Source organism: Klebsiella sp. MS 92-3 (genome assembly GCF_000195655.1).
Classification (GTDB): Bacteria; Pseudomonadota; Gammaproteobacteria; order Enterobacterales; family Enterobacteriaceae; genus Klebsiella; species Klebsiella pneumoniae.
Map to the genome: position 1 here is coordinate 66,436 of NZ_GL882824.1, position 19,831 is coordinate 86,266.

The following is a 19,831-nucleotide window of genomic DNA, read 5'->3' on the forward strand; positions in this document are numbered from 1 at the left end:
TGGGCGGCCGCCGCCAGATCGGGCTCAGCGTTCACCTCTTCGCTGATTTTCAGCAGTTGTCCCTGGTCATCCAGCGCCTGCAAAAAGCTGCGCAAATCATCAAAAGCCATTATTCGATCTCCTGTGCAAATTGTTCTGCCGTGCGCAAGCCGTTCCAGCGGCGCGCTTTGTGATAGTCGAGGCCAAACTGATCCAGCACCCGGGTCACAATATGGTTGGTGATATCGTCAACCGTCTCCGGGTGGTTGTAGTAAGCTGGCATCGGCGGGACCATCGCCACGCCCATGCGGGACAGCGCCAGCATGTTCTCCAGATGGATCGTGCTGAGCGGCATTTCCCGCGGGACCAACACCAGCTTGCGCCCCTCTTTGAGCACCACGTCCGCCGCGCGGCCCACCAGCCCTTCGGCATAACCCGCGCGAATGCCTGCAAGCGTTTTCATACTGCAGGGAATAACGATCATGCCGTCGGTACGAAATGAACCGGATGAGATGGTGGCGGCCTGGTCTGCCGGGCTGTGGGAAAAGTCCGCCAGCGCGGCCACTTCGCGCGCCGTCCAGGGCGTTTCCAGCTCGATGGTGGTTTTGGCCCATTTCGACATCACCAGATGGGTTTCCACCTCCGGCATATCGCGCAGCGCCTGCAGCAATGCCACCCCAAGCGGTGCCCCGGTGGCCCCCGTCATCCCAATAATCAGTTTCATTCCAGACCTCATTACTTTTGTTCGTGTACGAACTTTATATTTAAACTACCCCCTCCAGCTCTTATTGGCAAGATCGTTCGTATACGTGCGCATTTTTAATCAAAACGCAGAAAGGGTATAAAAAGGCGTACGAACGGCTATCATAGAGGTGACAGTTTTGTTACGGAGTATTCATGGAGTTACGAAACGAAGCATTCCACCTGCTGCGCCAGCTTTTTCAACAGCATACCGCCCGCTGGCAGCAGGCGTTGCCGGACCTGACTAAACCTCAGTATGCGGTGATGCGCTCGGTAGCGGAGCACCCCGGGATCGAACAGGTGGCGCTGATTGAAGCGGCGGTCAGCACCAAGGCTACGCTGGCGGAGATGCTCAGCCGAATGGAAGCGCGCGGCCTGGTGCGCCGGGAGCACGATCCGGCCGATAAACGCCGCCGTTTTGTCTATCTGACCGACGAAGGCGAGGCGTTGCTTAACCGTTCCATTCCGCAGGGCAATGAGGTCGATGACGAGTTTCTCGGCCGCCTGAGCGATGACGAGCGCGAGCAGTTCTCCCGGCTGGTGCACAAAATGATGGCGCCCTGAACGGGCGCTTAACCGACCTTCTCGCGCAGGAAGTCAATAAATGCCCGCACCCGGGTCGGCAAATGCTGCGAGTCGGGATAAAGGGCATACACGCCCTGCTGTGGGAAATGGTATTCCGGCAGGAGCGGCACCAGCTCCCGCTGCGCCACCTTTTTGACTACCAGCCATGCGGGCAGCAAGGCGACGCCGCATCCCGCCAGAGCAAAGCTCATCAGCGCCGTAGCGCTATCAGCAGAAAACCGCGGCGCGCTGGCTATCGCGAAATCCACCTCTGTCTGGTGATCCGTGCGCAGCTGCCAGCGCAGCGGCGTCGGCAGGCGCTCGTGAATAATCCACTCAGCTTGCGCCAGATCGGACAGCGTCTGCACCGGATGGCTTGCCAGCCAGGCCGGAGAGGCGACGGGCAGGATCGCGAAACTGGCTATCCGCGTCGCCCGATAGCGGGAATCGGCCAGCGTACCGAGGCGTATCGCCACGTCAAATCGTTCTGAAATGAGGTCGGCATGATGGGAGGAGGAGACGTGGCGCACCCGCAGCGCCGGATGACGACGGGCGAACGCGGCCAGCGCTGGAATGATAACCTGCGCGCCATACTCCGGCGTGGTGGTGATCCGTAGCTCCCCGCTTAAGCCGCTATGGCTGGCCCGCACTTCATCCTGGAGATTTTCCGCCGCGTTCAGGAGCGCCACCCCGCGCTGATAGAACAGCACCCCGGCGTCAGTGAGCCGCAAACGCCGCGTCGAACGCAGCAGCAGCGTCACCCCCAGCTCATTTTCCAGCTGCCGTACGTTAAAGCTGACCACCGCCTTGGTCTGCCCCAGCGCCGCTGCGGCCTGGGTGAAACTGCCGGCATCTACCACGGCGATAAACATGGTCACGCGCTGAAGATTAAGCATCGTCGTCCGGATGATTGTCAAAAATATTCAGACAGTATATCCCGATTAGTCCCGTTTATCCCTCGCTGCGGCAGGTTTACAGTAGCCGCCTGTCTGAGGGAGTGAACCATGACCTACCGCCACCGCGTTGCCACCGTTTTTCTGTTCGGCTTTTTTCTCGATTTGATCAATATGTTTATCGCCAGCATCGCCTTTCCGGCAATCAGCCGCGCGCTGGCGGTTTCCGTCTCGCAGCTGGCGTGGGTCAGTAATGCCTATATTCTCGGTCTGACGGTCGTTGTGCCGTTCAGCGCCTGGCTCAGCGAGCGCTGGGGGGCGAAACGGCTGTTTTTACTCTCGCTGGGGCTGTTCAGCCTCGGCGCGCTGGCGGCAGGGCTTGCCAACAGCCTGAGCGAACTGATTTTATGGCGGACGCTGCAGGGGATGGGCGGCGGGCTGTTAATCCCCCTCGGCCAGGCGCTGACGTGGCCGCTGTTTCAGCCGCATGAGCGGGCGAAGCTGTCGGCGGCGGTGATGCTGGTCGGCCTGCTGGCCCCCGCCTGCTCGCCGGCGATCGGCGGCCTGTTAGTCGAGGCGTTCAGCTGGCGCTGGGTCTTTTTCGCCAGCCTGCCTGTGGCTCTGCTAACCTTTGTGCTGGCGGTGCGATGGCTGAACGACACCCCCGGTCCGGTTCGCCCGACTCGCTTTCTTCCACTGTCGCTGCTGGCCGATCCCCTGCTGCGCTTCGCGATGCTGATCTACCTCTGCGTGCCGGGGATGTTTATTGGCGTCAACGTGGTGGGGATGTACTACCTGCAACGCGTCACCGGGATGGCGCCGGGGGCAATCGGTGCCCTGATGGTGCCCTGGTCGCTGGCCTCGTTTGCCGCCATCACTTTTACCGGCAGATATTTCAACCGCTTCGGGCCCCGGCCGCTGGTCGTCATCGGCTGCCTGCTTCAGGCGATGGGGATCATGCTGCTGCTGAAGAGCGATACGGACAGCCCGCTGGCGCTGTTGATTCTGGCCTTTACGCTGATGGGCGGCGGAGGCAGCTTATGCAGCAGCACCGCGCAAAGCAGCGCTTTCCTGCATACGCCTGCCGAAGAGATGCCTGACGCCAGCGCGCTATGGAATCTTAACCGCCAGCTCAGCTTCTTTGCCGGCAGCGCCCTGCTCGCCCTGCTGCTGAGGGTATTCCCGCCGGCCTACGCCTGGCAGGGGGTATTTATTAGCGCCGCCGTCATTACCCTGTTGCCGCTGCTGTTTTGCCTGCGGCTGAATAATCGGGCGATTATCCATCGCCTGCACACCACTCTGGAGAAGTCATGAATCCTTATCTGCAGGAAGTCCTTGATGCCCATGTCCTTATCGAACGCTGGTTAAGCCATGGCGAAGGAAGCGCTGAGGCGCTGATGAAGCGTTTTGCCGCCGATTTTACCATGATCCCCTTGAGCGGTGAGAAGATGGACTACCCAACGGTGAGCCGTTTTTTCCACCACGCCGGCGGCAGCCGTCCGGGGTTAGATATCGTAGTGGATCAGATGGAAATCATCAGCGAGTGGCACGACGGCGCCGCAGTGCTATATCGTGAAAGCCAAACGCTGGCGGATAGCAGCCAGAACGTTCGCTGGTCGACGGCGATTTTTCAGCACGCGGAAGGGAAAATTGTCTGGCGCCATCTGCAGGAAACCCGCCTCGGCTAGCCCAAAGAAAAAGGCCCCGACTTTCGAGGGGGCCTTTTTGACAGAAAACGTCTTATTCGCGGAAGAGCGCTTCGATATTCAGCCCCTGTCCCTGCAGAATTTCCCGCAGGCGACGCAGACCTTCCACCTGGATCTGCCGCACGCGTTCGCGGGTCAGGCCAATTTCACGGCCCACATCCTCCAGCGTGGCAGCTTCATAACCCAGCAGACCAAAACGACGTGCCAGAACTTCACGCTGCTTGGCGTTCAGTTCGAACAGCCATTTGACGATACTTTGCTTCATATCATCGTCCTGCGTGGTGTCTTCCGGGCCGTTCTCTTTCTCATCGGCCAGAATATCCAGCAGCGCTTTTTCTGAATCGCCACCCAGCGGAGTATCCACGGAGGTGATGCGCTCGTTCAGACGCAGCATACGGCTGACGTCATCGACCGGTTTGTCCAGCTGTTCGGCGATCTCTTCCGCGCTAGGCTCGTGGTCCAGCTTATGGGACAACTCGCGCGCGGTACGCAGATAGACGTTCAGCTCTTTAACAATATGGATCGGCAAACGGATCGTACGGGTTTGGTTCATGATCGCCCGTTCAATAGTCTGGCGGATCCACCAGGTCGCGTAGGTCGAAAAACGGAACCCACGTTCCGGGTCAAACTTCTCAACGGCGCGGATCAGGCCGAGGTTACCTTCTTCAATCAGATCCAGCAACGCCAGACCACGATTGCTGTAACGACGGGCAATCTTCACCACCAGACGCAAGTTACTTTCAATCATGCGACGGCGTGAAGCGACATCACCACGCAGTGCGCGACGCGCGAAATAGACTTCCTCTTCCGCGGTCAGCAGTGGGGAATAACCAATCTCTCCAAGATAAAGCTGAGTGGCGTCAAGTACGCGCTGGGTTGCGCCTTGCGACAGCAGCTCTTCCTCAGCCAGATCGCTATCACTGGGTTCCTCTTCTACTAAGGCTTTCTCGTCGAAAACCTCAATTCCGTTCTCATCAAATTCCGCGTCTTCATTTAAATCATGAACTTTCAGCGTATTCTGACTCATAAAGGTGGCTCCTACCCGTGATCCCTGAGCAAAGCACCTTCCACGGCACATCAACAAACGACGCCTGGACGATTTCCCCTGCCCTCTCTGCGAGAGGAACGTAGACACCGCCCTGGCGCCTGTTAGCTGATGCTTCGCTTATCCGTACTTTGCCAAATTATCGCTGCGGTAAGTACTGCAGCGGGTTGACGGATTTCCCCTTGTAACGAATTTCAAAATGTAATCTTGTTGAGCTGGTTCCGGTGCTACCCATGGTAGCGATTTTCTGCCCCGCTTTGACTTCCTGTTGCTCCCGAACCAGCATGGTATCGTTATGAGCGTAGGCACTCAGGTAATCATCGTTGTGTTTGATGATAATAAGATTACCGTAGCCGCGCAGTGCGTTACCGGCATAGACGACGCGCCCATCGGCGGTCGCGACAATAGCCTGTCCCTTACTGCCTGCAATATCGATACCTTTATTGCCGCCTTCCGCGCCGCTAAAGTTCTCGATAACCTTGCCATCAGTCGGCCAGCGCCATGCTGAGATCGGCGAACTGGTTGACGTACTGCTTGCAGTCGGCTGGGTTGTGCTCACCGTTGTTGGTGCCGTCACCGGCGCGACAACCGTTGTGGTCGTGGTCGCTGGTTTATTATTAGGCAACATCTTGGTAGCACTCTGTTCACCTGAAGATTCAGAATACGTAATAGTCGGTTGTGAAGCAACCACCGCGGTCGATTTTTGTGCAGAAGTTGTGCTGGTCGTCGCACCGCCGCTCGCTCTGGCGCTGGCCTGAGAAACGGCGTTTTCGCCGGTGATCGGCTGGCCTGAGGCGTTACCGACCTGCAGTACCTGCCCCACGTTCAGCGCGTACGGGGCCGGGATATTGTTGCGTTGCGCCAGGTCGCGGAAATCGTTGCCGGTGACCCAGGCGATATAGAATAGCGTGTCGCCGCGTTTTACCGTATAGGTACTGCCGCCGGTATAGCTACCTTTCGGAATATCGCCATATTTGCGGTTGTAAACGATCCGGCCATTTACCGTCTGTACCGGCTCCTGCGCCACCGGCGCCGGCTGCGGCTGAGTGGTCTGGGTCTGCATCGGCTGAATCGGCTGCGCCTGAGGAGCGGACTTGACGCCGGAGGGTGGCGGCGTAATCAGCATGCCGGAGTTGGTGCTGGAAGAGGCGGCGCCGCCGGCAGAGCTAACCGGCGCAGGCGGATTATTGGTGTTGGTACACCCGGCCAGCCAGAGTGAAACCAGTGAAAGAGCCGCAATACGGCTGACGGTAAATTTGGTGCTTCCCGCGCTCATTTATCCCCCAGGAATATGTTAACTGCCAATATCTTGCTTACCGGGCGGCGCCCGGCCAGGACACTGAAAAATGTGTCCACCCTACGCCTAAAGTCAGGCAAAAAAAACCTGGAATAATCCGGGTCTCAGGCCAGCTCCCCCTTCACCAGGGGAACAAAGCGAACGGCCTCGACGGTATCAATGATAAATTCGTTGCCCCGACGACGGATCCGTTTGAGAAACTGATGCTCTTCGCCGACCGGCAGCACCAGCACGCCGTCATCATCCAGCTGCGCCAGCAGCGCGGTCGGTATTTCCGGCGGCGCCGCCGTCACAATAATGGCATCAAACGGCGCCCGCGCCTGCCAACCTTGCCACCCATCGCCATGACGGGTTGAAACATTATGTAAATCAAGTTGTTTCAGGCGACGACGCGCCTGCCACTGTAAACTCTTAATTCGCTCTACCGAGCATACGTGATGCACCAGATGCGCCAGGATGGCCGTCTGGTAGCCGGAACCGGTGCCGATCTCCAGCACCCGCGACTCCGGCGTCAGCGTCAGCAGCTCGGTCATCCGCGCCACCATATACGGCTGGGAGATGGTCTGCCCCTGGCCAATCGGCAGCGCGGTGTTTTCCCACGCTTTATGTTCAAAGGCTTCATCAACAAACTTTTCGCGCGGGACCAGCGCGATCGCCTCGAGGACACGTTCATCGACGATGCCCTGCGTGCGCAGTTGATTCAACAAACTTTCAACACGTTTACTTACCATTGCCTGTCAACCCCGACACGTTCCAGCCAATCGGTGACCACCTCATGCGCCTGATGGGCGGTTAAATCGACGTGCAATGGCGTCACGGAAACATAGCCTTCATCCACTGCCGCAAAATCGGTGCCCGGCCCGGCATCGCGCTTATCGCCCGGCGGACCAATCCAGTACAGGGTGTTGCCGCGCGGATCTTTTTGCGGGATCACCTGGTCGGCCGGATGGCGGTTGCCGCAGCGGGTCACGCGAATGCCCTTGATTTGATCAAGCGGGAGATCCGGTACGTTGATGTTAAGGATCCGCCCGGTACGCAGCGGCTCGCGGCTTAGGGCGCGCAGAATGGTGCAGGTTACCGCCGCGGCGGTATCGTAATGCTGATAGCCGTTCAGCGACACGGCCAGCGCGGGGAACCCCAGATGACGGCCTTCCATCGCCGCGGCCACGGTGCCGGAATAGATGACGTCGTCACCCAGGTTGGGGCCGGCATTAATGCCGGAAACCACGATGTCCGGACGCGGGCGCATCAGCGCGTTCACGCCGAGATAGACACAGTCGGTCGGGGTGCCCATCTGGACGGCGATGTCGCCATTTTCAAAGGTAAACGTACGCAGGGACGATTCCAGCGTCAGCGAATTTGAGGCCCCGCTGCGGTTACGATCGGGTGCAACCACCTGGACCTCGGCAAACTCCCTTAAGGCCTTCGCCAGGGTCTGTATCCCCGGCGCATGGATCCCGTCATCGTTACTCAGCAATATTCGCATAGTCACCCGTTGTATTGATAAGCTCCCTGACCACGCTGGTGGCGAAGCTGCCCGCCGGCAGCCAGAAACGCAGTTCAACGGTTACGTCATCCCACCAGTTCCAGCTGAGCTGCTGTGGATAGAGAAGCATCGCCCGGCGCGCCGCCTCGACTTTCTCCCGTACCAGCAGCGCCTGCAACGCGGTTTCCTCGGCGATCGCGGCCTGCTCGAAAGCCAGGGCGTCGCGCTGGCTTCCCCAGTCGCCGCTGCCCGGCAGCGTGGCCGTAATCATCAGTTCGCGGTTATGCACCCGCGCCTGCGAAACCTCGAGTTCTTCCGGTGTGACGACAAACCAGCTCCCGCGCCCCGCTAATTGTAGCGCATCGCCATCAACGACCTGATTAAATTCCGTTTTTTTTAATCTAATACTCACTTGCTGATTAAACAACGCGCTGCGGGCTGCCGACAACCAAAAACTGCGCTTATTGCGATCGCGCACTGGCGCGCCGCTCTCCGCCCAGCGCAGGGCGCCCTGCAGGTTACTGCCGCCAATGCCAAAGCGCTGCGCGCCGAAATAGTTCGGCACTCCCCGTTCAGCGATGGCCTGCAGACGCGTCTCCACGTCCTGGCGATCGCTAATCTCGCGCAGGATCACGGTAAACTGGTTGCCTTTCAGCGCGCCTAAACGCAGCTTACGCTTATGGCGAGCATATTCCAGTACCTGGCAGCCCTCGAGCTGAAATTTGCTCAGGTCCGGCATCTCTTTGCCGGGCACCCGGGCGCACAGCCACTGCTCGGTGACCGCGTGCTTATCCTTTTGCCCGGCGAAGCTCACTTCACGGGCGTGGATCTTAAGGAATTTTGCCAGCGCGTCGGCGACAAAGCGCGTATTGCAGCCGTTTTTCAGGATCCGCACCAGCACGTGTTCGCCGTCGCCGTCCGGGGCAAAGCCCAGATCTTCCACCACCAGAAAATCTTCCGGATTGGCTTTCAGCAGCCCACTGCTCTGCGGCTTGCCGTGCAGCCAGGTCAGTTGGTCAAAGGCGATCATTTGTCGGCCTTACGCAGCAGCGCAACCGCTTCGCAGGCGATCCCTTCCCCGCGGCCGGTGAAGCCGAGCTTCTCGGTGGTGGTCGCTTTCACGTTGACGTCGTCCATATGGCAGCCGAGATCCTCAGCGATAAAGACGCGCATCTGCGGAATATGCGGCAGCATTTTCGGCGCCTGGGCAATAATCGTGACGTCGACGTTGCCGAGCGTATAGCCCTTGGCCTGAATGCGGCGCCATGCTTCGCGCAGCAGTTCGCGGCTATCGGCGCCTTTAAACGCCGGATCGGTATCGGGGAACAGCTTGCCGATATCGCCCAGCGCCGCGGCGCCAAGCAGCGCGTCGGTCAGCGCATGCAGCGCGACGTCGCCGTCGGAGTGGGCCAGCAGCCCTTTTTCATAAGGAATGCGTACCCCGCCAATGATGATTGGGCCTTCACCGCCAAAAGCGTGTACGTCAAAACCATGTCCAATTCGCATTAAGCTTTCTCCTGGTGTCGGGAACGGGTGAGGTAAAATTCAGCCAGCGCCAGGTCTTCCGGGCGCGTCACTTTAATATTATCCGCGCGTCCGGCGACCAGCTGCGGATGGAAGCCGCAGTACTCCAGCGCCGAAGCTTCATCGGTGATAGTGGCTCCCTCGTTTAGCGCGCGAGTGAGGCAATCCACCAGCAGCTCGCGAGGGAAAAATTGCGGGGTGAGCGCATGCCACAGGTCATTGCGGTCGACGGTATGGGCGATAGCGGTTTTGCCCGGCTCGGCGCGCTTCATGGTGTCGCGCACTGGCGCCGCAAGGATCCCGCCGACGCGGCTGGTTTCGCACAGCGACAGCAGGCGGCTGAGGTCGTCCTGATGCAGGCAGGGGCGCGCGGCGTCATGCACCAGCACCCACTGTGCCTCCGGCAACGCCTGCAGGCCGGCGAGTACCGAATCGGCGCGCTCGGCGCCGCCATCCACCACGGTAATTTGCGGATGCTGCGCCAGCGGCAGCTGGCTGAAGCGGCGATCGCCGGGGCTGACGGCAATCACCACCCGCTGGACGCGCGCATCCGCCAGCAGCGCGGCGACCGCGTGTTCGAGAATCGTTTTGTTACCGATTGAGAGATATTGTTTCGGGCATTCCGTTTGCATGCGGCGGCCGAAACCGGCTGCCGGCACCACGGCGCAAACGCCCGGAAAAGTGGCTGCCATGTTGTAATCCTGGGCCTGGTTATCGATTGTTCTGCTGTTGCCCCGATGCCTGATTGCGTTTAGACGCATCCGGTACCAGACGATAGAAGGTTTCGCCCGGGCGGGTCATGCTGAGTTCATTGCGCGCACGCTCCTCAATCGCTTCCTGCCCGCCGTTGAGGTCGTCAATTTCGGCAAACAGCTGATCGTTGCGTGCTTTTAATTTGGCGTTAGTCGCCTGCTGGGCGGTGACGTCGTCGTTAACCCGCGTGTAGTCATGCAGGCCGTTTTTACCGAACCACAGCGAATACTGTAGCCAGACCAGCAAAGCTAATAATAGCAGCGTTAGTTTACCCATCCTGCCCCCTGAAAAACGGCATCATCATCCCAAAACTCGCCCGGGTACGCTACCGGGGCGCGCGGACGATGCCGCGTAACGCGGGGACTGTACCATATTTTTGCTGTCGATACCCATGCTTGATTCATACCAGCAACGGGTTATCCCAACAGCCAGAGGAAGAGTAGCGCAAACATCAGCCCAACGGTCAGGATGGTCGCGCTGACGCTATAGAGCAGTTTGCCATTGAGCAGAGAGTGCAGCGCAATACCGACCACCACCGCCACCGGCATCAACGCAAGGAAGAATGGCCAGGTGTAGAGGAGAAAGAAGAGTGTATTACTGCCATAGAGAAGGAAGGGAATACCCAGCGCCAGCAGCCACGAAATAAAGCCCACGGCAGCGCCCGACAAAGACCAGGTGGTCTCGTCGCCGATCGCCGGAGGCGGTTCTGAACGAATAATACTGAGGTTCTGGGTATTGCGCATATCGAATCCTGTAGACCGGGCAACCGGCACCCCTCGATGCCGCTGCCGTTTCAGGATCTGATAATATCGCTCTGTTGCAGCAGGTCTAATAGTTGGTGCACCAAATTTGTTACCAATTGTTCACCATCCAGATGAATTTCCGCCTTTTCCGGTGCCTCATAGACCGAGTCTATGCCGGTGAAATTGCGTAATTCCCCTGCCCGCGCTTTCTTATACAATCCTTTCGGATCCCGCGCCTCGCAGATGGCCAGCGGGGTATCGACGAACACTTCGATAAAGCGTTCTTCACCGAGGCGCTCGCGCACCATCTGCCGTTCCGCACGGTGCGGAGATATAAATGCCGTCAATACCACCAGTCCGGCATCGACCATCAGCCTGGCCACTTCGCCGACGCGGCGAATGTTCTCTTTGCGATCCTCATCGCTGAATCCCAGGTCGCTGCACAGGCCATGGCGCACGTTGTCACCGTCCAGCAGATAGGTGCTGACGCCGCGCTCATGCAGGGCCTCCTCCAGCGCCCCGGCGACGGTGGATTTACCCGACCCCGAAAGGCCGGTAAACCACAGCACCACGCCGCGATGGCCGTGATGCTGTTCCCGCTGCTGTTGGGTCACAGGGTGGGCATGCCAGACGACGTTTTCGTCATGCTGGGCCATTATTTGCCTCCCAGCAGGTCGCGGGCGTCCCAGTGCGGGAAATGTTTACGGATCAGCTGGTTCAGCTCCAGCTCGAAGGCGCTGTACTGTGATGCCGACGTCGATGCCTGCAGGTGCGGCTCGTTGACCATCCCGGCGCCGACGGTGACGTTGGTCAGGCGATCGATAAAGATAAGCCCGCCGGTCACCGGGTTTTGCTGATACGGATCCAGCACTAAAGGTTCGTCAAAGGTCAGCTCCACCAGGCCGATGCCGTTCAGCGGCAGAGACTCGACTTCACGCTGGGTCAGGTTGTTAATATCGACCTGGTAGCGGATAGCGTCGACGCGAGCGCGGGTCTTCTTGCCGGCGATTTTGATGTCGTAGCTCTGGCCCGGGGTCAGCGGCTGTTCGGCCATCCACACCACGTCGATGCTGGCGCTTTGTACCGCCGGCAGCGAGGCTTGCGCGTCAACCAGCAGGTCGCCGCGACTGATGTCGATTTCATCTTTCAGCACAAGGGTAATGGCTTCGCCGGCGGCGGCTTCCTGCAGGTCGCCGTCGAAGGTGACGATACGCGCCACGCTCGATTCGACGCCCGACGGCAGCACCTTCAGACGCTGGCCAACCTGCACGGTACCGGAGGCGACCGTGCCGGAGAAGCCGCGGAAATCAAGGTTCGGACGGTTAACATACTGCACCGGGAAGCGCAGCGGCTGGCTCTCGACCACCCGCTGGATCTCTACGGTTTCGAGGACTTCCAGCAGCGTCGGGCCACTGTACCACGGCATATTCGCGCTCTGGCTGGCGACATTATCGCCTTCCAGCGCCGACAACGGCACAAAGCGGATATCAAGGTTGCCCGGCAGCTGCTCGGCAAAGGTCAGATAATCTTCCCGGATCTCGTTGAAGCGCGCTTCGCTAAACTCGACGAGATCCATTTTGTTGACCGCCACTACCAGGTGTTTAATGCCCAGCAGCGTCGAGATGAAGCTGTGACGGCGGGTCTGGTCGAGCACGCCCTTGCGCGCATCGATCAGCAGGATCGCCAGGTCGCAGGTGGACGCCCCGGTGGCCATATTGCGCGTGTACTGCTCGTGCCCCGGGGTGTCGGCGATGATAAATTTGCGTTTTTCGGTTGAGAAGTAGCGATAGGCCACGTCGATGGTGATGCCCTGCTCGCGCTCGGCCTGCAGGCCGTCCACCAGCAGCGCCAGGTCCAGCTTTTCGCCCTGGGTGCCGTGACGCTTGCTGTCGTTGTGCAGCGAAGAGAGCTGGTCTTCATAGATCTGGCGCGTATCGTGCAGCAGGCGGCCAATTAAGGTGCTTTTGCCGTCATCGACGCTGCCGCAGGTCAAAAAACGCAGCAGGCTCTTGTGCTGTTGCGCGTGCAGGTAAGCTTCTACGCCGCCTTCGTTGGCAATTTGTTGGGCAATGGTCGTGTTCATGGCGGCTCCTTAGAAATACCCCTGACGTTTCTTCAGCTCCATCGAGCCGGCCTGGTCGCGGTCAATGACGCGCCCCTGACGTTCGCTGGTGGTCGATACCAGCATCTCTTCAATAATTTCCGGCAGCGTCTGCGCTTCAGACTCCACCGCGCCGGTCAGCGGCCAGCAGCCGAGGGTACGGAAACGCACCATCCGTTTTTCAATCACCTCGCCCGGCTGCAGATCGATACGGTCGTCATCGATCATCATCAGCATACCGTCGCGCTCCAGCACCGGGCGCTCAGCGGCCAGATACAGCGGCACGATTTCAATATTTTCCAGGTAGATGTACTGCCAGATATCCAGCTCGGTCCAGTTGGAGAGCGGGAAGACGCGGATGCTTTCGCCTTTGTTAATCTGGCCGTTGTAGTTGTGCCACAGCTCCGGACGCTGATTTTTCGGGTCCCAGCGGTGGAAGCGGTCGCGGAAGGAGTAGATGCGCTCTTTCGCGCGGGATTTCTCTTCGTCGCGACGCGCGCCGCCGAACGCGGCGTCAAAGCCGTATTTGTTCAGCGCCTGCTTCAGCCCTTCGGTTTTCATGATATCGGTATGCTTGGCGCTGCCGTGGACAAACGGGTTGATGCCCATCGCCACCCCTTCCGGGTTTTTATGCACCAGTAGTTCACAGCCGTAGGCTTTAGCGGTCCGGTCGCGGAACTCATACATCTCACGGAATTTCCAGCCGGTATCGACGTGCAGCAGCGGGAACGGCAGGGTTCCCGGATAAAACGCTTTGCGCGCCAGATGCAGCATTACGCTGGAATCTTTCCCGATGGAGTACATCATTACCGGGTTAGAAAATTCGGCGGCCACCTCACGAATAATATGGATGCTTTCCGCCTCCAGTTGCCGCAGGTGAGTGAGTCGTTTTTGGTCCATAACCGTTCCTTAAGCCAGATTGACCACCGAAGCGTTAAACCCCTCGGCGGATGATGTATGTTGAAACCAGGCGAGCTGCTGATGCAACTGCACCACTTCGCCTACCACCAGCAGGGCGGGCATCGGGGCGTCTTTCGCCAGGTGTTCGAGTTGTTGCAATGTGCCGGTTATCGTCTGCTGATCGTCACGGGTGCCACGGGAAATCACCGCCACCGGCGTGTCGCTGTCGCGACCGTGGGCGATCAGCTGCGCGCTGATTTCCGCTGCCTTCATGGTGCCCATGTAGATCGCCAGCGTTTGTTGGCTCTTCGCCAGCAGCGACCAGTCGAAGGGGGCGCTGTCCGGCTTATAGTGGCCGGTGACAAAGACGGCGCTTTGCGCATAATCGCGATGGGTCAGCGGAATACCGGCGTAGGCCGTCGCTCCGGCGGCTGCGGTGACGCCCGGCACCACCTGGAACGGGATCCCCGCCTCGGCGGCAGCCTGCAGCTCTTCTGCGCCGCGGCCAAAAATAAACGGATCGCCGCCCTTCAGGCGCACGACGGTTTTCCCCGCCTTCGCCGCCTCCACCAGCAGCTGATTGGTTTCATGCTGCGGCACCGAATGCTCGCCGGCGCGTTTGCCAACGCAGATCAGCTCGGCATCGCGGCGCACCAGCTCGAGAACCGGCTGAGTCACCAGATGATCGTGGAAAACCACGTCCGCCTGCTGGATCGCCTGCAGACCGCGAAGGGTCAGCAGCCCGGCATCGCCCGGCCCGGCGCCGACCAGAATAATTTCTCCCGTCTCGCGTTCGGGTTTGTCGAGCTCATCCTGCAGCGCTTTTTCCGCCTCCACAGAGTTGCCCGCCACCATCAGGCTGGCGAAGCGGCCGGTAAAGACGCGCTCCCAGAAGCGGCGACGCGCTTCGGTGGTCGTCAGGCGGGTTTTCAGATGGTTGCGCCAGTAGCTTGCTGATTCCGCCAGCCGACCGAGATTCGTCGGCAGCAGCGCTTCGATTTTTTCACGCAGAATGCGCGACAGCACCGGCGCTTTACCGCTGGAGGAGATCGCCACCAGCAGCGGCGAACGGTCGACGATAGAAGGGAAAACAAACGAGCACAGCGCCTGGTTATCCACCACGTTGACCAACCGGTAGCGCGCGTTAGCTGCCGCAAACACCCGCTGGTTAAGCGCCTCATCCTCGGTGGCCGCAATCACCAGAAAGACATCATCCACCAGCGAGTCGCTGAATTCCGTCGCCCGCCAGCTGAGTGCCTGGCGCGCAGCCAGATCGGCCAGCGCCGGTGACAGCGTTTCAGCGACCACCTGCACCTGCGCCTGGGCGCGCAGCAGGAACTTGATCTTACGTTCAGCAATCTCGCCGCCGCCGATCACCAGCACGGGCCTTTGTTTCAGTTCGGCAAAAAGGGGCAAGTAATCCACGGTGCAACAACTCTCTTACATTCAGCGATACTGCGACTATAGGGTGCGCCTTAGAGCAAATGAAATTACGAAATGGAATGAGTTGTGACACAAAGGAATAACGCGGCGGAAATACAAATATCAAAAAGTGCTTAACGCGCTATTTTTCCGCTATTTAAGAGCAATTGAAATTGTTTAACCGCGGTCACAGTTTCATACTGTACGCGTCAAATTGTCTTGTTCGTGTAAGGACCCCTTATGTTTTCCGCGTTGTGCCGCCGTCTGCTTCCGCTGGCGCTCGGCACCGGTTTTGTTTTTGCTGCCGCCCCCGCATTCAGCGCGCTGGGCGACACCGCCAGTAGCCAGGCCCGCCATATCGCCACCGTCTTCCCGGGACGAATGACCGGAACGCCGCCGGAAATGCTCTCAGCTGACTATCTGCGCCAGCAGTTCGCCCTGATGGGTTATCAGAGCGACGTGCGAAGCTTCAATACCCGCTATATCTATACCGACAGCAATCAGCGCAAGAACTGGCATAACGCCACCGGCAGTACGGTGATCGCCGCCCATGAAGGTAAAGTGCGCCAGCAGATTATTATCATGGCACACCTCGACACCTATGCGCCGCAGAGCGATAAAGACGTGGAGAACAACCTCGGCGGCCTGACGCTGCAGGGCATCGACGACAACGCGATGGGACTTGGCGTATTGCTGGAGCTGGCGGAGCATTTAAAGAACGTCCCTACCCGCTATGGCATCCGCTTTATCGCCACCAGCGGTGAAGAGGAAGGCCGTCTCGGCGCGCAAAACCTGCTGCAGCGGATGAGCGAAGCGGAAAAGAAAAATACCCTGCTGGTGATCAATCTCGATAATCTGGTGGTGGGCGATAAGCTTTACTTCAACAGCGGCCGCAGCACGCCGGCCTCGGTGCGCAAGCTGACCCGCGATCGCGCGCTGGCTATCGCTCGCAGCAAGGGCATCGCCGCCTACACCAACCCGGGACTCAACCCGGCTTATCCGAAAGGCACCAGCTGCTGCAATGACGCCAGCGTCTTCGACAACGCCGGGATCCCGGTGCTGTCGGTCGAGGCGACTAACTGGTCACTCGGCAAAAAAGATGGCTATCAGCAGCGGAGCAAATCGGCCAGTTTCCCGCAGGGAACCAGTTGGCATGACGTCCAGCTGGATAATCAGCAGTATATCGACCACGCGCTGCCGGGGCGCATCGAACACCGCGGACGCGAGGTAGTGAAAGTCATGCTGCCGCTGGTGAAAGAGCTGGCGAAGGTGGAGAAGCCATCGTCATTAAAATAATCGGGTAGTCATCACCGGCAACAAGGATTGTCGCCATGATCAATTTACGCTGTTCGGGCGTTTTTTTTCTGCTGCTGGCTGCCAGCGCAGGCGCCCTCGCCGACAGCCAGGTCTATATCTGGCAGCGGGTCTGGAATGACCAGCATAAGACCGCGCTACAGCAAAGCCAGGCGCTGTTTGCCACTTTGCGCGTTCTGGGGATCCAGTTTCATCCTCAGGAAGGCGTCCGCCTTGCCCGCGTTAACACTTCATTATTACAGCAGGATGGCCGCCCGGTGTGGCTGGTCGTCCGCCTGGACGGCAGCCTGACGCAGCTTGATACCACCACAATGCTGCCGCAGATAAAGCGCCTTGTGACCCACTGGCGCAAGGCAGGCGTTAATCTCACCGCCATTGAAATCGATTATGATGCTCCCACTTCGCGGCTTTCCGATTATCAACGCCTCCTGATGGCCATGCGCCAGGGGCTGCCTTCAGATATTACGCTCAGCATCACGGCGCTCCCGACCTGGCTCACCTCCCCCGGACTGCGTCCTTTGCTGAAAACGGTAGATAGCTCCGTATTGCAACTTCATAGCGTGCAATCCCCGGGGACCGGCTTGTTCGACCCGACACTGGCCCGGCGCTGGAGCAGGCAATATGCGCTTATCGCTCCTCACCCTTTTTACCTCGCGCTCCCGGCCTATGGTTCCGCGCTCATCGCTGCCCCGGGACAGCCCGCCAGCGTTGAAAGCGAGTCGCCGCTGTGGATTGCGGCTGAAAAACAAGAACTGAGCGTTTCACCGCGGCAAATCGACACGTTTACTCGCGAACTGGAACAACAGTCGCCGCATCATTTTTCAGGTATCGTCTGGTTTCGTCTGCCTCTGGATAACGATACCCGCGCCTGGTCGCTTAGTACGCTGGCGGCAGTCATCCGCCATCAGCCGTTAACCTCCCGCTGGCAGTGGCTGGCGCTTCCCGATAAGGCCAGCGCCAGCGCAGAGTCCACGCTCTACGAACTGGCGATTAAAAACACAGGCAATATTGATGCCCCACTCCCGGCGAAAATAACGCTAACCACGGAAGATTGTCTGGCCGCCGACGGCGCCGGAAGCTACCGCTTTATCGAACAAACGTTTTCCCTCACCGCCCCTGCGCTGTTGCGCGCCGGGCGGACGCAAGCCATTGGTTGGGCAAGATGCTCAACGCCACCACAAGGAAAGTTTCATGTTAACCCGTAAATTACCTCTGGCCACCTTCCTGGCGGCGACGCTTGTTGCTGCCAGCAGCCACGCCTGTGGGCCGTTTTTCCCCAACTATTTGTTAGCAGATCGCCAGGCTAATCTGCTGTATCTGCCGGAGGGGAGCTTTGCTTTAGAGAGCAGCCGCCTGGTGCTTGCCGATCCGCGACTTCCGCAATGGCGTGATACATCTGCCGACAAGCCTGCAGCCCCTACTGCGCAGGATCTTTTGCTCAAAGAGATCCGCGCCAGCGGTTCGTTAGCCGCCGCGGAAAAAATGGCCGCCGATCTCCCGACCGCCAGCCGCCTGTACGTGCTCGGCGCAGTGGCGTTTGCTGAACGCGATAGCCGGGCGCGCGACTATTTTCGCCAGCTTTTGGCCTTGCCCGTGGAACAACAGGGCGAGTGGGGGCTCAAGGCGCGTTATTCGCTGGCCCGCGATTTGATGCGTGATTATCCGCTTACTGATAGTCGTTCTTCTCACGGTAGTGAGCAGGAATTGCGCGAAGCCTTCGATCTCTACCAGCAGATCATTGACGCCGTTCGTGAAGGTCAGCAGGATCCGGAGCTGCTCTCGCTGGCAAGTCTTGGCCAGCAGGGACGTATCAAACACTGGCAAAGCGACCCCATTGCCGCGGCTCATCTTTATGCCCGGCAGGCGGCGCAGGGTTCCCCCAGTGGCAGCCTCTCTTTACGCTACACTGTCGACGTCCTCAACCACCCGGAAAACGAACAGTTCCTGCAACCTGGCCTGGACGATCCGGTTATTCAGCAACTGCTGATTGCGAGTTTTTTTACTCGTTCGTCCAATTTGTTGTACGAGCCGGAACCGCGGCCCTTTGATCCGACAGAGGTCAAAAATTACCATAATGAGCTGATAGCGAAGCTGGCGCAGAAAGTCGATCGCGATATGGCCGGTAGCGACCGCCTGATCGCCCTCGCCTATCGTAACGGCCAATATCCGCTGGTGACGCTGATGTTGAAAAACGCCAAAGAAAATGGGCTCACCGCCTGGGTAAGGGCCAAAATGGCGCTGCGGGCCGGTGATGTCAACGCGGCAGCGGCATGGTACGCCAAAGCCGCGGCGTCATTTCCGCCAAATGAAACCTGGGGTTTCCAGTCCTATAGTGATGACATTGTCGGCGAGGAGTTTGTTACGCCGGTCTGCCGTATTCATGCCGAGCAGGCGATACTCGCGCTCAACCGCGACGACTATCTGCAGGCAATGCGGCTGATGTATCAGGCGAAAGAAAATTACTGGCCGGATGTCGCGCACATTGCCGAACGAGTGCTCACGGTCAATGAACTCCTTGCTTTCGTGGATAAATATGTCCCGGCACCTTCTCCTTCAGCCCCTACTACGCCGAAAAATGCCGGGCGCGATAGCGCTGACGCCAGGCTACGCAACCTGCTCGCCCGACGCCTGATGCGCGCGGGCCAGTATCAAAAAGCGCTGGTCTATTTTGCGCTGGCCGAAGATCGAGACGCCGCCCGGGCGTTTATCGATGCCTTTCCGAAAAAGGGACACAAAACAGCTCAGGCGCAGGGCTGGTGGCAAGCGGCGCTAATCCTGCGTCATCAAGGGATGGAATTGACAGGCTATGAGATGGCGCCCGATTTTGCGCTGTATGGAGGCGGGTATTCATGGCCCTATTACAACCAGGGACCGGAAGATAATTCGGCCGTGACATCGTGGATAAGTGATGGCGAACGGCAACGCGTTCAGCGATCCCTGCTAAAACAGGACAGTCATTTCTTACACTATCGCTGGCAGGCGGTGACGCTGGCGGAAAAAGCGGCCGACCTGTTGCCATATAAATCACAGGCCTATGCTGCCGTGCTGTGTAATGCAACAGGATGGGTATGGGGGCGGGATGCTCAATTAACCAAACGCCTGTATCAGCGCTATGTTAAGTACGGCGCCCCGTTCCCATGGGCCGAAAATTTTGGTCGGGATTGCCCGGAGCCGGATTTTAGCGCGATCCAGGAGACGGTAAAAAAACAGTGATATCGCTAGAGCGGCAGGTAGCGATATTTATTCTCCGCAATCTTTCGTGCCCACTCTCAGGATCGATAACGTTAGTGGACGGGCTTATCCTCGCGAATGCGGGGAACACAGTTAGTTCAGTTTCACCCAAGTGAACCCCGGTTTATCCCC

At 58.9% G+C, this 19,831-nt stretch carries 21 protein-coding genes and 1 pseudogene; 6 read left to right on the top strand and 16 right to left on the bottom strand.

Annotated features, from left to right (window positions below; genetic code table 11):
• Both HMPREF9538_RS33365 and HMPREF9538_RS09975 read right to left on the bottom strand, forming a co-directional pair.
• Positions 1 to 110, bottom strand: a pseudogene (locus HMPREF9538_RS33365) (phenolic acid decarboxylase); the annotation flags it as partial.
• Positions 110 to 703: a non-oxidative hydroxyarylic acid decarboxylases subunit B gene (locus HMPREF9538_RS09975; RefSeq protein WP_002915099.1), complete on the bottom strand. Its 594-nt coding sequence runs from the start codon at positions 701 to 703 to the stop codon at positions 110 to 112. The gene HMPREF9538_RS09975 and the pseudogene HMPREF9538_RS33365, both read right to left, overlap by 1 nt.
• A gap of 173 nt (positions 704 to 876) precedes the next feature.
• Between HMPREF9538_RS09975 and HMPREF9538_RS09970 the strand changes: the two genes are divergently transcribed.
• Positions 877 to 1,284, top strand: coding sequence for a MarR family winged helix-turn-helix transcriptional regulator (locus HMPREF9538_RS09970; RefSeq protein WP_002915102.1), 408 nt, complete (start codon positions 877 to 879; stop codon positions 1,282 to 1,284).
• 8 nt (positions 1,285 to 1,292) lie between these two features.
• On the opposite strand, the gene HMPREF9538_RS09965 is transcribed toward HMPREF9538_RS09970, so the two are convergent.
• Positions 1,293 to 2,180, bottom strand: coding sequence for a LysR family transcriptional regulator (locus tag HMPREF9538_RS09965; protein ID WP_009485529.1), 888 nt, complete (start codon positions 2,178 to 2,180; stop codon positions 1,293 to 1,295).
• A 108-nt stretch (positions 2,181 to 2,288) separates the two neighbouring features.
• Between HMPREF9538_RS09965 and HMPREF9538_RS09960 the strand changes: the two genes are divergently transcribed.
• Both HMPREF9538_RS09960 and HMPREF9538_RS09955 read left to right on the top strand, forming a co-directional pair.
• Positions 2,289 to 3,491, top strand: a complete 1,203-nt coding sequence (locus tag HMPREF9538_RS09960; RefSeq protein WP_009485530.1) for an MFS transporter — start codon at positions 2,289 to 2,291, stop codon at positions 3,489 to 3,491.
• On the top strand, positions 3,488 to 3,865 hold the full coding sequence (locus HMPREF9538_RS09955; RefSeq protein ID WP_009485531.1) for a hypothetical protein: 378 nt from the start codon (positions 3,488 to 3,490) through the stop codon (positions 3,863 to 3,865). Before HMPREF9538_RS09960 ends, HMPREF9538_RS09955 begins: the two co-directional genes overlap by 4 nt.
• Before the next feature lie 52 nt (positions 3,866 to 3,917).
• Here HMPREF9538_RS09955 and rpoS read toward each other — a convergent pair whose 3' ends face one another.
• The 13 genes from rpoS to cysG form a co-directional block, all read right to left on the bottom strand.
• Positions 3,918 to 4,910 carry an RNA polymerase sigma factor RpoS gene (gene rpoS, locus HMPREF9538_RS09950; protein ID WP_002915106.1) on the bottom strand — a complete coding sequence of 331 codons (993 nt, stop codon included), beginning with the start codon at positions 4,908 to 4,910 and terminating at the stop codon, positions 3,918 to 3,920.
• Positions 4,911 to 5,067: 157 nt separating this feature from the next.
• A complete protein-coding gene (gene nlpD, locus HMPREF9538_RS09945; RefSeq protein WP_020316673.1) occupies positions 5,068 to 6,204 on the bottom strand; it encodes a murein hydrolase activator NlpD in 1,137 nt (378 codons plus the stop codon).
• A gap of 125 nt (positions 6,205 to 6,329) precedes the next feature.
• Positions 6,330 to 6,956, bottom strand: a complete 627-nt coding sequence (locus tag HMPREF9538_RS09940; protein WP_002915108.1) for a protein-L-isoaspartate(D-aspartate) O-methyltransferase — start codon at positions 6,954 to 6,956, stop codon at positions 6,330 to 6,332.
• On the bottom strand, positions 6,950 to 7,711 hold the full coding sequence (surE, locus tag HMPREF9538_RS09935; RefSeq protein WP_004142750.1) for a 5'/3'-nucleotidase SurE: 762 nt from the start codon (positions 7,709 to 7,711) through the stop codon (positions 6,950 to 6,952). Before surE ends, HMPREF9538_RS09940 begins: the two co-directional genes overlap by 7 nt.
• Positions 7,692 to 8,741 (bottom strand): tRNA pseudouridine(13) synthase TruD, encoded by a 1,050-nt coding sequence (gene truD / locus HMPREF9538_RS09930; protein WP_009485533.1) that lies wholly within the window; start codon positions 8,739 to 8,741, stop codon positions 7,692 to 7,694. The genes surE and truD overlap by 20 nt, the downstream gene beginning before the upstream one ends.
• Positions 8,738 to 9,217: a 2-C-methyl-D-erythritol 2,4-cyclodiphosphate synthase gene (gene ispF, locus HMPREF9538_RS09925; RefSeq protein ID WP_004181093.1), complete on the bottom strand. Its 480-nt coding sequence runs from the start codon at positions 9,215 to 9,217 to the stop codon at positions 8,738 to 8,740. Before ispF ends, truD begins: the two co-directional genes overlap by 4 nt.
• Complete coding sequence (gene ispD / locus HMPREF9538_RS09920; RefSeq protein WP_009485534.1) at positions 9,217 to 9,927, bottom strand: 2-C-methyl-D-erythritol 4-phosphate cytidylyltransferase; 711 nt, start codon at positions 9,925 to 9,927, stop codon at positions 9,217 to 9,219. Before ispD ends, ispF begins: the two co-directional genes overlap by 1 nt.
• Positions 9,928 to 9,946: 19 nt before the next feature.
• Positions 9,947 to 10,264 carry a cell division protein FtsB gene (gene ftsB / locus HMPREF9538_RS09915; protein WP_002915156.1) on the bottom strand — a complete coding sequence of 106 codons (318 nt, stop codon included), beginning with the start codon at positions 10,262 to 10,264 and terminating at the stop codon, positions 9,947 to 9,949.
• Positions 10,265 to 10,404: 140 nt separating this feature from the next.
• A complete protein-coding gene (locus HMPREF9538_RS09910; protein WP_002915157.1) occupies positions 10,405 to 10,731 on the bottom strand; it encodes a DUF3561 family protein in 327 nt (108 codons plus the stop codon).
• A gap of 50 nt (positions 10,732 to 10,781) precedes the next feature.
• Positions 10,782 to 11,387, bottom strand: a complete 606-nt coding sequence (gene cysC / locus HMPREF9538_RS09905; protein ID WP_009485535.1) for an adenylyl-sulfate kinase — start codon at positions 11,385 to 11,387, stop codon at positions 10,782 to 10,784.
• Positions 11,387 to 12,814 carry a sulfate adenylyltransferase subunit CysN gene (gene cysN / locus HMPREF9538_RS09900; protein ID WP_004181094.1) on the bottom strand — a complete coding sequence of 476 codons (1,428 nt, stop codon included), beginning with the start codon at positions 12,812 to 12,814 and terminating at the stop codon, positions 11,387 to 11,389. The genes cysC and cysN overlap by 1 nt, the downstream gene beginning before the upstream one ends.
• A 9-nt stretch (positions 12,815 to 12,823) precedes the next feature.
• On the bottom strand, positions 12,824 to 13,732 hold the full coding sequence (gene cysD, locus HMPREF9538_RS09895) for a sulfate adenylyltransferase subunit CysD (protein ID WP_002915160.1): 909 nt from the start codon (positions 13,730 to 13,732) through the stop codon (positions 12,824 to 12,826).
• Between the two features lie 9 nt (positions 13,733 to 13,741).
• A complete protein-coding gene (gene cysG / locus HMPREF9538_RS09890; RefSeq protein WP_020316669.1) occupies positions 13,742 to 15,148 on the bottom strand; it encodes a siroheme synthase CysG in 1,407 nt (468 codons plus the stop codon).
• A 246-nt stretch (positions 15,149 to 15,394) separates the two neighbouring features.
• On the opposite strand from cysG, the gene HMPREF9538_RS09885 reads away from it, so the two are divergent.
• The 3 genes from HMPREF9538_RS09885 to HMPREF9538_RS09875 are packed head-to-tail and all read left to right on the top strand — an operon-like array spanning position 15,395 to position 19,681.
• Positions 15,395 to 16,450, top strand: a complete 1,056-nt coding sequence (locus HMPREF9538_RS09885) for an aminopeptidase (protein ID WP_009308506.1) — start codon at positions 15,395 to 15,397, stop codon at positions 16,448 to 16,450.
• Between the two features lie 35 nt (positions 16,451 to 16,485).
• The gene (locus HMPREF9538_RS09880) at positions 16,486 to 17,673 is read left to right on the top strand and encodes a DUF3142 domain-containing protein (protein WP_009485537.1); all 1,188 of its coding nucleotides are present in this window, start codon (positions 16,486 to 16,488) and stop codon (positions 17,671 to 17,673) included.
• Positions 17,660 to 19,681 (top strand): hypothetical protein, encoded by a 2,022-nt coding sequence (locus tag HMPREF9538_RS09875; RefSeq protein WP_020316676.1) that lies wholly within the window; start codon positions 17,660 to 17,662, stop codon positions 19,679 to 19,681. Before HMPREF9538_RS09880 ends, HMPREF9538_RS09875 begins: the two co-directional genes overlap by 14 nt.
• Positions 19,682 to 19,831: the final 150 nt, after the last annotated feature.

Coding starts and splice junctions, on each gene's coding strand:
- cysD (WP_002915160.1), bottom strand. CDS start 13,732: ATGGACCAAAAACGACTCACTCACCTGCGGCAACTGGAGGCGGAAAGC.
- HMPREF9538_RS09940 (WP_002915108.1), bottom strand. CDS start 6,956: ATGGTAAGTAAACGTGTTGAAAGTTTGTTGAATCAACTGCGCACGCAG.
- ispF (WP_004181093.1), bottom strand. CDS start 9,217: ATGCGAATTGGACATGGTTTTGACGTACACGCTTTTGGCGGTGAAGGC.
- ftsB (WP_002915156.1), bottom strand. CDS start 10,264: ATGGGTAAACTAACGCTGCTATTATTAGCTTTGCTGGTCTGGCTACAG.
- HMPREF9538_RS09875 (WP_020316676.1), top strand. CDS start 17,660: ATGTTAACCCGTAAATTACCTCTGGCCACCTTCCTGGCGGCGACGCTT.
- HMPREF9538_RS09960 (WP_009485530.1), top strand. CDS start 2,289: ATGACCTACCGCCACCGCGTTGCCACCGTTTTTCTGTTCGGCTTTTTT.
- surE (WP_004142750.1), bottom strand. CDS start 7,711: ATGCGAATATTGCTGAGTAACGATGACGGGATCCATGCGCCGGGGATA.
- cysN (WP_004181094.1), bottom strand. CDS start 12,814: ATGAACACGACCATTGCCCAACAAATTGCCAACGAAGGCGGCGTAGAA.
- HMPREF9538_RS09910 (WP_002915157.1), bottom strand. CDS start 10,731: ATGCGCAATACCCAGAACCTCAGTATTATTCGTTCAGAACCGCCTCCG.
- HMPREF9538_RS09975 (WP_002915099.1), bottom strand. CDS start 703: ATGAAACTGATTATTGGGATGACGGGGGCCACCGGGGCACCGCTTGGG.
- HMPREF9538_RS09970 (WP_002915102.1), top strand. CDS start 877: ATGGAGTTACGAAACGAAGCATTCCACCTGCTGCGCCAGCTTTTTCAA.
- rpoS (WP_002915106.1), bottom strand. CDS start 4,910: ATGAGTCAGAATACGCTGAAAGTTCATGATTTAAATGAAGACGCGGAA.
- HMPREF9538_RS09955 (WP_009485531.1), top strand. CDS start 3,488: ATGAATCCTTATCTGCAGGAAGTCCTTGATGCCCATGTCCTTATCGAA.
- cysC (WP_009485535.1), bottom strand. CDS start 11,387: ATGGCCCAGCATGACGAAAACGTCGTCTGGCATGCCCACCCTGTGACC.
- HMPREF9538_RS09885 (WP_009308506.1), top strand. CDS start 15,395: ATGTTTTCCGCGTTGTGCCGCCGTCTGCTTCCGCTGGCGCTCGGCACC.
- truD (WP_009485533.1), bottom strand. CDS start 8,741: ATGATCGCCTTTGACCAACTGACCTGGCTGCACGGCAAGCCGCAGAGC.
- HMPREF9538_RS09965 (WP_009485529.1), bottom strand. CDS start 2,180: ATGCTTAATCTTCAGCGCGTGACCATGTTTATCGCCGTGGTAGATGCC.
- HMPREF9538_RS09880 (WP_009485537.1), top strand. CDS start 16,486: ATGATCAATTTACGCTGTTCGGGCGTTTTTTTTCTGCTGCTGGCTGCC.
- nlpD (WP_020316673.1), bottom strand. CDS start 6,204: ATGAGCGCGGGAAGCACCAAATTTACCGTCAGCCGTATTGCGGCTCTT.
- ispD (WP_009485534.1), bottom strand. CDS start 9,927: ATGGCAGCCACTTTTCCGGGCGTTTGCGCCGTGGTGCCGGCAGCCGGT.